At 40.2% G+C, this 13,446-nt stretch carries 13 protein-coding genes; 8 read left to right on the top strand and 5 right to left on the bottom strand.

The window, feature by feature from the left end:
• Positions 1 to 6: 6 nt before the first annotated feature.
• The gene (locus F927_RS12995; protein WP_171055760.1) at positions 7 to 1,233 is read right to left on the bottom strand and encodes a DUF445 family protein; all 1,227 of its coding nucleotides are present in this window, start codon (positions 1,231 to 1,233) and stop codon (positions 7 to 9) included.
• 447 nt (positions 1,234 to 1,680) lie between these two features.
• Here F927_RS12995 and guaA point away from each other — a divergent pair, with 447 nt between their 5' ends.
• A complete protein-coding gene (guaA, locus tag F927_RS12990) occupies positions 1,681 to 3,249 on the top strand; it encodes a glutamine-hydrolyzing GMP synthase (protein WP_004637461.1) in 1,569 nt (522 codons plus the stop codon).
• Between the two features lie 85 nt (positions 3,250 to 3,334).
• Here the strand turns inward: guaA and F927_RS12985 are convergent, their stop codons facing one another.
• The gene (locus F927_RS12985) at positions 3,335 to 3,658 is read right to left on the bottom strand and encodes a DUF1330 domain-containing protein (protein ID WP_005085709.1); all 324 of its coding nucleotides are present in this window, start codon (positions 3,656 to 3,658) and stop codon (positions 3,335 to 3,337) included.
• 482 nt (positions 3,659 to 4,140) lie between these two features.
• Between F927_RS12985 and F927_RS12980 the strand changes: the two genes are divergently transcribed.
• The 7 genes from F927_RS12980 (at position 4,141) to F927_RS12955 (ending at position 9,536) form a co-directional block, all read left to right on the top strand.
• A complete protein-coding gene (locus F927_RS12980; RefSeq protein ID WP_005085707.1) occupies positions 4,141 to 5,142 on the top strand; it encodes a DUF1852 domain-containing protein in 1,002 nt (333 codons plus the stop codon).
• Between the two features lie 27 nt (positions 5,143 to 5,169).
• On the top strand, positions 5,170 to 6,198 hold the full coding sequence (locus tag F927_RS12975) for a methionine synthase (RefSeq protein WP_004637464.1): 1,029 nt from the start codon (positions 5,170 to 5,172) through the stop codon (positions 6,196 to 6,198).
• Positions 6,199 to 6,383: 185 nt separating this feature from the next.
• Positions 6,384 to 6,875 (top strand): flavin reductase, encoded by a 492-nt coding sequence (locus F927_RS12970; protein WP_005085705.1) that lies wholly within the window; start codon positions 6,384 to 6,386, stop codon positions 6,873 to 6,875.
• Between the two features lie 166 nt (positions 6,876 to 7,041).
• Positions 7,042 to 7,290 (top strand): DUF2798 domain-containing protein, encoded by a 249-nt coding sequence (locus F927_RS16920; protein ID WP_227553584.1) that lies wholly within the window; start codon positions 7,042 to 7,044, stop codon positions 7,288 to 7,290.
• A 153-nt stretch (positions 7,291 to 7,443) separates the two neighbouring features.
• A complete protein-coding gene (locus F927_RS12965) occupies positions 7,444 to 8,391 on the top strand; it encodes a pirin family protein (protein WP_005085704.1) in 948 nt (315 codons plus the stop codon).
• Positions 8,388 to 8,786, top strand: coding sequence for an OsmC family protein (locus F927_RS12960; RefSeq protein WP_005085702.1), 399 nt, complete (start codon positions 8,388 to 8,390; stop codon positions 8,784 to 8,786). Before F927_RS12965 ends, F927_RS12960 begins: the two co-directional genes overlap by 4 nt.
• A 96-nt stretch (positions 8,787 to 8,882) precedes the next feature.
• Positions 8,883 to 9,536, top strand: coding sequence for a glutathione S-transferase family protein (locus F927_RS12955; RefSeq protein WP_005085700.1), 654 nt, complete (start codon positions 8,883 to 8,885; stop codon positions 9,534 to 9,536).
• 59 nt (positions 9,537 to 9,595) lie between these two features.
• Here F927_RS12955 and F927_RS12950 read toward each other — a convergent pair whose 3' ends face one another.
• The 3 genes from F927_RS12950 to F927_RS12940 form a co-directional block, all read right to left on the bottom strand.
• Complete coding sequence (locus F927_RS12950; RefSeq protein ID WP_004637470.1) at positions 9,596 to 10,207, bottom strand: SPOR domain-containing protein; 612 nt, start codon at positions 10,205 to 10,207, stop codon at positions 9,596 to 9,598.
• Positions 10,208 to 10,509: 302 nt separating this feature from the next.
• The gene (gene argS / locus F927_RS12945; protein ID WP_005085698.1) at positions 10,510 to 12,309 is read right to left on the bottom strand and encodes an arginine--tRNA ligase; all 1,800 of its coding nucleotides are present in this window, start codon (positions 12,307 to 12,309) and stop codon (positions 10,510 to 10,512) included.
• 171 nt (positions 12,310 to 12,480) lie between these two features.
• Entirely contained in the window at positions 12,481 to 13,401 is a 921-nt protein-coding gene (locus F927_RS12940) for a Dyp-type peroxidase (protein WP_005085695.1), read from the bottom strand.
• Positions 13,402 to 13,446 lie beyond the last annotated feature (45 nt).

Here is a 13,446-nt window from a genome sequence, read left to right as displayed (position 1 = left end):
CTTAGTTTAAAGCATAAACAAAATTTGCATCTCACCGACCATAAAGCCAAGTACTGCACCGACGATAATCAGTGCCCACTCATCTTCTTTAAAGGCAGGGCGGAGCATGCCTTCAAACTCTTCTGGGCTCAGCTTCTGCATGCGGTCAACCAAGGTATTGCGAACATTCATGGCATCTTCAGCATAGGATTCCACATAACGCATCGTCTCTGGTAGTTGTTGCAAAATACGTTCAGCAACGTCCGCTTTTAGGTTTTGATATTTTTCACCACCAATTGCATACACCACCAGTGGGCGAACTACACCCGCTTGTAAGTCAATTTCTTGTTTTACATGGCGGCTGACCAATTCAATCACTTTGTCAGAATGCGTACCTGAGAAAAGCTCTTCCATCATGTTACGAGAGGTAAGTAACTGTTTAGAAATCAAGGCAGCATAATCGGCGGCAACTTCATTTTGGCGTTTAATGAATAAACCTTGCCATGTAAAGCCCATCACCTTCTTTGGATGGAGAGGTCTAAACATCATTTGTAAGGCGATCCAGTCACTAAAGAAACCGACGAATCCACCAAACAATGGCAACATCCAAGGGTATTGTCCTTGTGTCACAACCCAGCAGAACATTTGGATCACACCAATCCCGAAGCCAAAAATAAAGCCGACATTGCTAAAGAATTTAAACTCTTGTTTGCCGACTTTCTTAAAGATTTCGTTGAGTAAGCGTTTATCTTTGAGTAGGTTGTTGACGACCATGTGTTTAATATCGAAGTACTTGGCTACATCTTTTTGTACTTCGCCCATAATATGTTCAACAATCTCAGGCGCTTTGGCTTGTACACGTTTAATGAGCTTTTGACGTGCAAACTCTGGCATTCCTTCCCATAAACCTGGTTGATACTGTTGAGCAACTTCACGGGTAATATCTTCTGCCGCTGCCATGAGTGGTTTTTCGATTTCTTGTGCGATGCGTTTTGGATCGAGCCGAGCAAAAATCTCTTCTGGTTTGATCAGCTTTGAGGTCATTAGCTCAACGGCTGTGGTCGCCATTTTTTCAGCTTTGCGTGGAACAATCCCTTGCCACCCAATGGGTAAACCAAATAGTTTAAGGCCTTTAAATTCAAGTGGTGAAAACATCATTTGAACAGCAACGACTTTCGTCACATAGCCAATTAAACCACTGATAAATGGGATGGAAATATATAACCAGAAATTCTGTTGAAAATCCGCAATCATTTCTTGAAACATTATTTTATTGGTCCTTCAAGTCCTAATTGTTGCTCATGAAGAAGCAAGCCATGGATGATAGTGATATGGTTGGGGTATTGGTCATTCACCAATAATAAAGTTAGGCTTTCAGTCCCCTTTAGTTTTCCTTTTTCTCAAGGACATCGAAACCCATTAAATCGGAGGAAACGATGGCGGTAATTGAGTACCTTTCCGTGGTAATGCAAATTTTCGCCACATCATCTTAGCACCAATTTTTGTTTTGTGTTGAGCAGAATTCACTAGAAATGTTGATTCGGCTCTCTTTTTATCGGTTGCCTTGCAAATTTTTAACTTAAATATCAGTGGCGATTGCATATAGAAACTAAAAAATCAGATAGATGATGAATTGCGATGCGCCAAAGCATGAAAAATGTTAGAATATGGCGCTTATTTCATTTGCCATTCTGATTAGCCATGACGACCAATACTCAAATTACTGAAGATCGTATCCTTATCTTGGATTTCGGCTCTCAATATAGCCAGCTCATTGCACGTCGAGTACGTGAAGCAGGTGTCTATTCTGAAATGTACGCATATGACATGTCTGAAGAAGACATTCGTGCATTTAATCCAAACGGGATTATTTTATCAGGTGGCCCTGAGAGTGTGCATGAAGAAGGCAGTCCACGTGCACCGCAGATCGTATTTGAATTAGGCGTGCCTGTTTTAGGTATTTGCTATGGTTTACAAACCATGTCTGAACAACTTGGCGGAAAAGTAGAGCCAGGTACAGTACATGAGTTTGGTTATGCAGAAGTCGATATTTTGGTGCGTGACCAATTAATCGGAAAATTACAAGATCGTGAGAACCAACTTCATGTATGGATGAGCCATGGCGATAAAGTCAGCGCGATTCCAGAAGGTTTCCAAGTAACAGCAAGTACACCAAGCTGCCCATTTGCTGCGGTGAGCGATGAAAAACGTCGTTTCTACGGCGTGCAATTCCACCCAGAAGTGACGCATACAGCGAAAGGTGCAGAATTACTTTCGAACTTCGTTCATCAAATCTGTGGTTGTCGTGGTCTTTGGACACCTGAACACATTATCGATTTACGTGTAGAACAGTTACGTGAGCAAATCGGTAATGAAAAAGTTTTATTAGGTTTATCGGGTGGTGTGGACTCATCTGTTGTTGCTGCACTATTGCATAAAGCGATTGGCGACCAGTTGACTTGTGTATTTGTAGACAATGGTTTGCTTCGTCTAAACGAAGGTGATCAAGTGATGCAGATGTTCGCAGATAACATGGGGATCCGTGTGATTCGTGCAGATGCTGAAGAACGTTTCTTGACGGCATTGGCGGGTGAAGTTGATCCTGAGAAAAAACGTAAAATCATTGGTCGTGAGTTTATCGAAGTTTTTGCTGAAGAAGCACGTAAGTTAGATGGTGTGAAATTCTTGGCTCAAGGTACGATTTACCCAGATGTAATCGAATCTGCTGCAAGCAAACAAGGTAAAGCACACGTCATCAAATCACACCACAACGTGGGTGGTTTACCAGAAGATTTAGCTTTTGATCTTGTTGAACCATTACGTGACTTGTTCAAAGATGAAGTGCGTAAATTGGGTACAACACTTGGTTTACCGCATAGCATGATTTATCGCCATCCATTCCCAGGTCCAGGTTTGGGCGTGCGTATCTTGGGTGAAGTGAAAAAAGAATATGCAGATATTCTTCGTCTTGCAGATGACATCTTTATGCAAGAGCTTCGTGCAAGCGGTTGGTATGACAAGACTGCACAAGCGTTTGCTGTATTCCAACCTGTCAAATCAGTGGGTGTAGTTGGTGATGGTCGTCGTTATGCATGGGTGATTGCACTTCGTGCGGTGGAGACTGTTGACTTTATGACAGCGCGTTTTGCTCATTTACCGTATGACTTAGTTGATAAAATCTCAACCCGTATCATGAATGAAATCAAAGATGTTTCACGCGTTGTTTATGACGTGTCATCTAAGCCACCAGCGACGATTGAATGGGAATGATCCTATAGCTAGTACTTACTTTTAGCATAAAATCGAGTCTCTTAGCCCGAATTATTTCGGGCTTTTTTGTATGTATTTGGCTGATCTAACGATTGAGAAGGTCGGAAGCTTTATGTTCTGCTGGTACGCCTTGAACTAATAGTACTTCCCCCTGAGAATGTTTAGTACGAAGATGACGAATTGCTTGATAAGCTTCCGATTCATACCAACCTTTAGCATGCTCCATTGAGGGGAATCCAATGACAACCAGATCACTAGACCAAGTACCTTCTAGTGGTACATAGGGACCACCATGAATCAGGTATTTACCAGAGAATGGTGCTAACGTTTCATCGATGAGATTCAAATATTCTTTTATCTCTGGATCAAATTGAGTTTTATGTATTACAGCAATAGCATATGCAGTCATTTTTTATCTCTAACCAAATACTTTTAATTAAGTTTTTTATTTAATGTACATTGATCAATATAGATTATCATGATTTTGATTTAATGCCATTTTGAATTTTTAATAAGGTGATATGAATCTATTCATATCAATTTAATATTTATTAATGTTCTTTATAGAGTCTAGTATTTGCTAAAAGCTCTAAGATAATTATTTATTTTTCACATGATTGCTTTGGATATGCTGTTACTTTAAGAAGCTAATGCTGGAGAGTAATTGTTTAATTAACTAATCCTCAATAATTAAGTATGTCTTTTTCTAAAACTGAATTGATTTTTTCATATTTCTTGCACCCAACCCATTGTTAATAAATAACAAATTCACAAAGATGAATTCTACTCACTTTTCTATGAAACTAAATCATTTTTATTCATGTTGTGAATCGGGTATAAATCACATCATAAAGAAATTAGATTTATCACGGAAATTAGGGTGTCAGATCAATGAGTAAAGAATTTAAATTTACGATAAAGAGTATTCGTTTCGATGAAGACTATCGCCCTTCGGACAATACTCGCATTACCACCAACTTTGCGAATTTGGCTAGAGGCGAAAGTCGTCAAGAAAATTTACGCAATACTTTAAAAATGATCGACAATCGTTTCAATACTTTGGCACATTGGGATAACCCAAATAGCGATCGCTATTCTGTCGAACTTGAAATTATTTCCGTTGAAATGAAAATTGATGCTGAAAGCAATACAAATGCATTGCCTTTGATTGAAATATTAAAAACCAATATTGTTGATAAAAAAACCAATCAGCGCATTGAAGGCATTGTCGGAAATAATTTTTCTTCTTACGTACGTGATTATGATTTTAGTGTGTTATTGCTTGATCATAATAAAAATCAGTCTGAATTTAAAACACCAGAAAACTTTGGTGATCTACACGGCAACTTATTTAAGAGCTTTATTAACTCTGATACTTACAAAGCAAAATTTAAAAAACAGCCTGTGATTTGCCTCAGTGTTTCGAGCAGTAAAGTTTATCGCCGTAGCGAGAATCAACATCCGGTTTTGGGTGTCGAATACCTGCAAGATGAATACTCTTTAACGGATGAGTATTTCCAAAAAATGGGCTTAAAAGTTCGTTACTTTATGCCGCCAAATAGCGTTGCGCCTTTGGCTTTCTATTTCTCAGGTGATGTGTTAAGTGATTACACCAACCTTGAGTTGATCAGCACAATTAGTACCATGGAAAGCTTCCAAAAGATTTATCGTCCTGAGATTTACAACGCTAACTCTGTGGCAGGAACGTTTTATCAACCGAGTTTGAAGAATCAAGATTATTCACTGACTCGCATCGTATATGACCGAGAAGAGCGTAGCCGATTGGCGATTGAACAAGGCAAATTCGTTGAAGAGCAGTTCATCAAACCCTATCAGAATATTCTTGAGCAGTGGACAAAGAACTACGCTGATCAAAACTGTGCTGCTGTTTAACTATTCATATTGAGAAGATGATTGACGATGAAAATATTATTACCGACTTCAACAGCTGGCAGCTTACCAAAACCATCTTGGCTTGCAGAACCAGAAAAGCTTTGGTCACCTTGGAAGTTGCAAGATGAAGAGTTGATTCACGGCAAACAAGATGCCTTACGTTTGTCCTTGCATGAGCAACAACTTGCAGGCATTGACATCGTTAGCGATGGTGAACAAACCCGTCAGCATTTCGTAACTACATTTATTGAACATCTTGACGGTGTAGATTTTGAAAAACGTGAAACCGTTCGAATCCGTGATCGTTATGATGCGAGTGTGCCGTCAGTTGTAGGTGCTGTAAGCCGTCAAAAACCTGTTTTTGTTGAAGATGCTAAGTTCTTACGTCAACAGACTAAGCAACCAATCAAATGGGCGTTACCAGGCCCAATGACCATGATTGATACACTATATGATGGTCACTACAAAAGCCGTGAAAAACTCGCTTGGGAATTTGCCAAAATTCTTAATCAAGAAGCGAGAGAGTTAGAAGCCGCAGGTGTAGATATTATTCAGTTCGATGAACCCGCATTTAATGTTTTCTTTGATGAAGTGAATGATTGGGGTGTTGCGACTCTAGAACGTGCACTTGAAGGTCTTAAATGTGAAACTGCCGTGCATATTTGCTATGGTTATGGGATCAAAGCCAATACTGATTGGAAAAAGACCTTGGGTTCAGAATGGCGTCAATATGAAGAAGCATTCCCTAAGCTGCAAAAATCCAAGATTGATATTGTTTCCTTAGAATGCCATAACTCTCGTGTACCAATGGATCTGATTGAACTGATTCGAGGTAAAAAAGTAATGGTGGGCGCGATCGATGTAGCAACTAATCAAATTGAAACACCTGAAGAAGTTGCCGATACCTTACGTAAAGCACTTCAATTTGTGGATGCTGACAAACTCTATCCATCGACCAACTGCGGTATGGCACCTTTAGCACGTGACGTCGCAAGAGGCAAACTCAATGCTTTAAGTGCTGGTGCTGACATTATTCGTAGAGAGCTTTCTGCTTAAGATAGATACTGAAATAGTAATGTGTATAGGATTGCCGATTTTATTTGAGTAAATCGGCAATCATGATTTTGATGAAAAGCAGATCTCATTTTACTCAGCATGTCTGTAAATTAAATGCTGATCTGATCAAGTCGAATGATATAGCCAAGCACATAAGCGTATGGCTCAATTGCTGGAACTGAATAATGATTGAATCAATAGACTTTAGAAATGCGATGTCTTTGTTGACCAGTGCCGTGAGCGTTGTGACGACTACTGGTTTATCAGGTCGTTATGGATTTACTGCATCTGCAGTATGTAGTGTGACGGACACGCCGCCGACATTATTGGTTTGTATGAATAAATCATCGAGTTCACATGTACACTTTGTTGAAAATAAAATTTTAACTGTCAATGTCTTAGGCGCACATCATGAACATATTTCTAAAGTATTTTCGTCTAAATTAGCGCCCGAAGAACGCTTTAAACATGGTATCTGGACCGAGTTAGAAACAGGTGCTCCTGTTTTGGATGATGCTTTGGTAAGTTTTGATTGCGAAATTGATCAAATCCAAGAAATCGGGACGCATACTATTTTTATTTGTCCTATTGTAGCGATTCAACGTAGTCAGCATGACCAAAGTTTGGTGTATTTTAATCGTGCTTATCATCAGGTTGGGCAGGTGGAAGTGGTGTAAGATAGGGGTTAAACACTTGTTTTGATATTATTATTGCTTCAGATAAAAAACTTCTATGCTAAAAAAACTAAAAACAGCATGCCAAACCAGTTTGTTTATGAAAAACTTCATGCTAAATGTGAAGCGTTGATTTGATCTTCACTAACATGGTATTGAGAAGCGAAAATTGAAATTTAAAAAACTACCTGCCAAATATGCGGTTTGGATTGTACCATTCTTATTATCAGCTTTAATGAGCGGAATCATATCGTTTATAAATCTGTCGATGAATTTAGGTTTTATACCCGAATTTGTTTCAAAATGGTTTGCGACATGGATGTTATCTTGGGCAATCGCATACCCAACGGTATTGGTGTGTCTGCCATTGGTTCGGCGTTTGACGGCTTTGTTTGTGGACCTCCCACCACAGCCTTAAAAATTTGTTGCACCAATGATCGTGAAAACAGATTTTGATTGTCTCATGAATGGTACTCAGCGTATTACCAAAAGACTATATTGAATCGTGTTTGTATTGCTAAGATCAATAAAACAACTCATTGCAATAGCATAGGTAAAAGAGAGCGAAATCATGAGCAATAATAACGACTATGATATTTCTGATTCAAAAGACTGCGAAACTTATATCAATCAATTTATTCAAGAATTTACGATTCGATCTGCAGAAATAGGCAAGGGCACCATGATTAAGCGTGCGTTGCCTAGTCGTCAAAAACGCTTGGTCGGAGCTTGGTGTTTTCTCGATCACGCAGGCCCAGTGAGCTTTCCCGCAGGCGATGGCTTAGATGTCGGGCCACATCCGCATATTGGTTTGCAGACTTTTACATGGATGATTGAAGGCACCATGATGCATACTGATAGTCTAGGTTCTAAGCAACTTATACGTCCTAAGCAGGTCAACTTAATGACAGCTGGCCGTGGTATTTCTCATACTGAGGTTGCACCAGAGATCGAAACCAAGATGCATGCAGCGCAACTATGGATTGCTTTGCCTGATGATAAGCGCAATATGGAGCCTAATTTTCAGCATTATCCAGAATTACCTGTTGTGGTTAAAGATCAAGTTGAATTTACAGTGTTGGTCGGTGAGTTTCTAAATACGCTTTCACCTGTTGAGGTGCATACACCTTTGGTTGGCGTGGATTTAACTGCACAAACCGATACCAAAACCCGAATTCCGCTCAATCCAAAATTTGAATATGCCTTTATGGCATTAGAAGGTACAGCCCGAGTCAATGGACACGAGCTAAACACGGACAATATGGTGGTTCTAGAAACTGGATTAACTGAAATAGAAGTTGAGTTAACCCAAGGTCACCGTGTGCTGTTAATTGGTGGAGAGCCATTTGAGTCGCCTATCTTGCTCTGGTGGAATTTCGTCGGACGTACCATGGAAGATCTAAAACAAGCACGTGAAGATTGGATTAATCATCATTCTCGTTTTGGAGAGATTCCTGATTATCAAGGTAAACGCTTAGAGGCGCCTACATTACCAGATCAAATGAGGGCTTCGAAATGAGTGTGATTGCAAGTGCAAAAGTACAGGCATTGACTGCGCCGTGGCAAGGTGAAGTAAGCAGTGGTACACATCAATTTTTGACCGATAAACCTGAAGCTGCTGGTGGGCATGATACTGGGCCAGCGCCGTATGATTTTCTCACGGCTAGCTTAGCATCGTGCACGATGATTACTTTGCGTATGTATGCTAAACATAAAGAGATAGAACTCGGTGATTTTTCAGTTGAAGTTGATTTTCATACCAATCGTGAACAGCAGGAACATATTGAACGTCGAGTAATATTTGCCCAACCTGTTTCACAAGATTTAAAAGAAAAACTTCTCAATGTCTGTAGTAAAACACCAGTAACTAAAACTTTGTTACGCAGTTTAGACATACAGACGGTGATTCTTTAACATGATAATGCTATTGTGCTTGGGCAAAATATAATTCTAAACGCAACTGTGAGAGGGATTTAAACAACAGTTGCGTAGCACATGGCAGGCATAAAAATGATTACCTTACATTATCTGCAATGCTCACGTTCATTTCGAATACTGTGGGCATTAGAGGAGCTTGGTATCGATTACCAAGTTGAATACTACCAAAGGTCGCCCAACTACACCGCTCCTGAAAGTCTTAAGCAAATTCATCCGCTAGGCAAGGCTCCGATTTTGGTTGATGATGCACAGGTCATTGTAGAATCTGCCGTGATCTTGGATTATTTACAACAACGTTATGATGAGCAGCAACAGTTTAAACCGCAACACATGGAAGATCAGCATCAATATCTGTATTGGATGCATTATGCTGAAGGTTCTTTGATGCCTTTGTTGGTGATGACTTTAGTATTGAATAGTGTGAGTAAACACGTTCCTTGGGTAATTCGGCCAATTGCCAACAAAATTACGGATGGTGTCAAAGCAGGCTTCGTTCGCCCTCGTGTCAAAGAGCATATTATTTATTTAGAAGATTATTTGGCAGAACATGATTATTTTGCAGGAGCATTTTCTTTTGCAGATATTCAAATGGCATTTCCATTGATGGCATTACAAAAGCGTTTACATGGTAAATATCCAAATATACAGGCTTTTGTTCAACGAGTTCAGGAACGTGCTGCTTTTCAGCGCGCTGAGCAGAAAAGTTTAGATTCTGAATGCGTTTAAGAGACACCCATTAAAAAAGGAACGAGTCATCGTTCCTTTTTTGTGTTGAGTATATCGAATTAACGTTTAATGACGATGGAATCAATCCCACTGTGTTGCAAGGTTTGTTGTGCGGCAAGAGCAGCTTCTTGACTATCATAAGGACCTGAAATGACCCGATACCACGTTTGACCATTCTCAACACTTCTCACCACATCCGCAGATAAACCATTCAGAATGATCTCTGCACGACGAGCATCTGCACTGTCAGGATCTGGATAGCTACGAACTTGTAGAATATAGGTCGGTGCAGCAGGTTGAGTTTGTTCACTGGCAGTGATACCACCCTCAGATTCCTCTGTTGTGGTCGCTTCAACTCGAGGTGACTCGATAATCACGACATTACCTTGCTGTTTGGTTTCTGGTACAGCTTGTTCAGGAATAGGAGTGACTTGCTGTTGTGGAAGTAAGTCGTAAAAACGGTAGTCTTTATTGGTATTTTCTTCTTGATAATGTTCAGACGTGATCTGACTTTTAGCTGGAACGGGCTGCCATGGTTTCCACAACATCAGCATCACGATTACACATAAGATTGCAAGAATTGCAACAAGCATGCCCAACCACTTTGGAATCAGTGGTTTTTTGGGTTTATTTGGTCGTTCAGATACACCACGTTGCGTTTTTCCAAACACCGGAGATTCCTCTTAATCCTAAGGGGCTGTTTATTCAGCCATGCATTGCGTTATTGGCTAGAACCACTCAAACAATATGACGCGCTAAGAAAAGCGATTCCCTGATTGAGCTTATATTATTTGTAACTTGAATCTTGAAAGAAACAAAGCATTATCTTTAAAAATAATGCTTTGTTTGGCCGATATCAATCAAGGTTTTGTCATTATTTTGCTTTACAAAGTGCCATTTTATTTATGAGTGACACTTCGGGCGTAGCCCTCCGTCTTGCGACATGAGCAGCAACGCTGCGTAAGAGTGTTGCTTACATTGCCTCAGGAGCGGACACACCCAATAATTCTAAACCATTACGCAATACTTGCTGCACGTTGATTGAAAGTAATAAACGCGCTTGAGATAGTGGAATATTTGCTTCATCAACAAATTTAACGCCATCTTGTGCATACCATCCATGAAATAACGCAGCAAGATCTTTTAAGTAGTTGCCAATTTGATGTGGTTCATAGACATTCGCAGCACGAATTACAATTTCAGGGTAAGCTGCTAATTTAGCTAAAATTTCTGTTTCAGCATCCAATGTTAATAAGTTGACAACTTGGCGTGCAGATGCAACGTCAAATGCAATGCCTTTCTCTTTAGCACGGTTCACAATACTGTTTACACGCGCATGCGCATATTGAATGTAATACACTGTATTGTCTTTGCTTTGTGAAACAGCAAGATCTAAATCAAAGTCGATATGTTGCTCAGATTTACGCATGACATAGTAGAAACGAGCAGCATCGTTGCCAACTTCCTTACGCAAGTCGCGTAAAGTTACGAATTGGCCTGAACGAGATGACATTTGTACCATTTCACCACTGCGCCATAAACTCACGAACTGAACCAAAAGTACGGTCAGTTTCTTCGAGTCATAACCCATCGCATCAATCGCTGCTTTCACACGTGAAATATAACCGTGGTGGTCAGAACCCCAGATATCGATCAGGTCGGTATAACCACGTTGTAATTTATTCAAATGGTAAGCAATGTCCGAGGCAAAATAAGTGGTTTGACCATTACGACGTTTTACAACACGATCTTTTTCATCGCCAAATTCAGTCGACTTAAACCAGATATTACCTTCTTTTTCATAGAGGTAGCCACGCTGATCAAGTGTTGCTAATGCTTCATCAATTTTTTCTGTTAAAGATGCTTCACTGAACCACTCATCAAAAGTCACACCAAAATCAGCAAGGTCATCTTTAATGTCGTCTAAAATGGCATGTAACGCTGCTTGATGGAAAACGCGATAGCCTTCGCCTAATTGTTGTTGTGAGTTGGCAATTAGTCCATCGATATGTTTTTCTTTGTCACCAGATAGCACAACCTTATTGCCTTCAGCATCTAATGCTTCAGCGTATTGTACGTCTTCTGGTACATCTTTATAGATGTTTGCTACTGCACGAACATAGGCATTGCCATCTTTATTAATAATTTCTTGTGCAATTTCTTTGACATAGTCGCCTTGATAGGCATTTTTAGGGAAAACCAGTGTTTGTCCCGTCAATTCTAAATAACGGAGATAGGTTGAAGTCGCCAAAATATCCATTTGACGACCAGCGTCGTTGACATAGTATTCGCGATCAACTTTTGCTCCAGTTGCTTCCAATAAGTTCGCAACAGTCATGCCATAGGCAGCTCCACGTCCATGACCGACATGTAAGCTTGATGTTGGATTAGCAGAGACGAATTCAACCTGAATTTTCTTGGCTGCATTGACTTGGCTACGGCCATATTGATCTTTTTGCGCTTCAATCTGATCAAGTACAGCAAAACGTTGATCTGCGTTTAAGAAAAAGTTAATAAAACCAGGACCTGCAATTTCTGCTTTGCTGATGTCTGCAACCTCAGGGAGTGCAGCCAATATCTTTTCAGCAAGATCACTAGGCTTCATGCCTGCTGCTTTAGAGCCGATCATCGCAATATTCGAAGCAAAGTCTCCGTGACTTCGGTCTTTAGTACGGGTTAAATGGCTCGTGTTGGTCCAATCTGAAGGAAGTACGCCTTGTTGTTGCAGGGTGTGTACCGCATGATCGAGAGCTGCTTGTATTGCCGTATTCATAGTTACCGAAATAAATGTCGCGGAAAAACGCTAAATATAGCAAATTTTGCAGCTTTAAGGGGAGAGGGATTTGTGAGGATTTAAGATATTCCTATAAATCTTTTTTTGTTCGGATTTCATCACATGAGAAAAAGGATGCTATGTCACTGCATTGACATAGCATCTGGTCATTCAGACTTCTAGAATTTCAGCTAACAGTTCATCACTAGGTGCAAAATAATAAGCACCATCTACCGCAGTGGTGAAGTGTAATAGACGATCATGGATACCATCTCCAGTGGTACCAAACATGCGTTTTAACATTTCATCAATGATGTTTAAGTTGTTGGTATATGCGACGAAGAATAGGCCTTGTTCACCCTTGCCATCACCATAAGGTAGGCTATGACGTAAAATTTCCATTTCTTCACCCGCATCATCTTCGACAACAGTACGAGCAACATGCGCATTTTCAGGCTTTACATCGTCATCAAGTTCGATTGATTCGAGTTTCGTTCGCCCAATCACATGTTCTTGTGCATCAACTTTGAGTTGGTGCCATTTGGCTAAATCGTGGACATAGCGTTGTGCAAAAATAAAACTACCATCCGCAAATACACCTGCTGAATCTGGGATGAGGGTTGCTTCTGCACGGTCTTCAGGGAATTGTGGGTTTTCCGTGCCATCAATAAAGCCAGTCAAATCACGGCCATCAAATTGGCGGAAACAAGCGCGCTCATCAAGCACTTCAACTTTATCTTGTATACCCGCAAAGAAGGCTTGGCTCATTGCAAAGCATAGATCCGCGCGGGCGCTGGCAATATGAATAAATACATCCGCAGGCACGACAGGCATATTAAATGCCCCTTGTTCAGGATTAAGTTGTTTAAAACCTGCGGGTGTTTCTGCGTAGAGTTTTGCCCAAAGTTCAGGACCAAAGGCAATTGCTGTTTTAATTTGACCATTTGGATGTTGGCTAATCAGGCGATCACGAGTTGAAAGTAGAGCATCAATCTGTTGTTTTAATTCAAGAATAGTTAAATCTTTTAAGCGCAAAACAATAAAACGGGCATGATCAGATGGTAGTGGAAGAATGACAGATTGAGCAGTCATTAAAAACTCCTTCATTATTTTTTAAAGGTCGGAAAATAAATCATT

Source organism: Acinetobacter haemolyticus CIP 64.3 = MTCC 9819 (assembly GCF_000369065.1).
Classification (GTDB): domain Bacteria; phylum Pseudomonadota; class Gammaproteobacteria; order Pseudomonadales; family Moraxellaceae; genus Acinetobacter; species Acinetobacter haemolyticus.
Note: the sequence above shows the minus strand (reverse complement) of the source record. Positions and strands in the feature narration are given on the sequence as shown.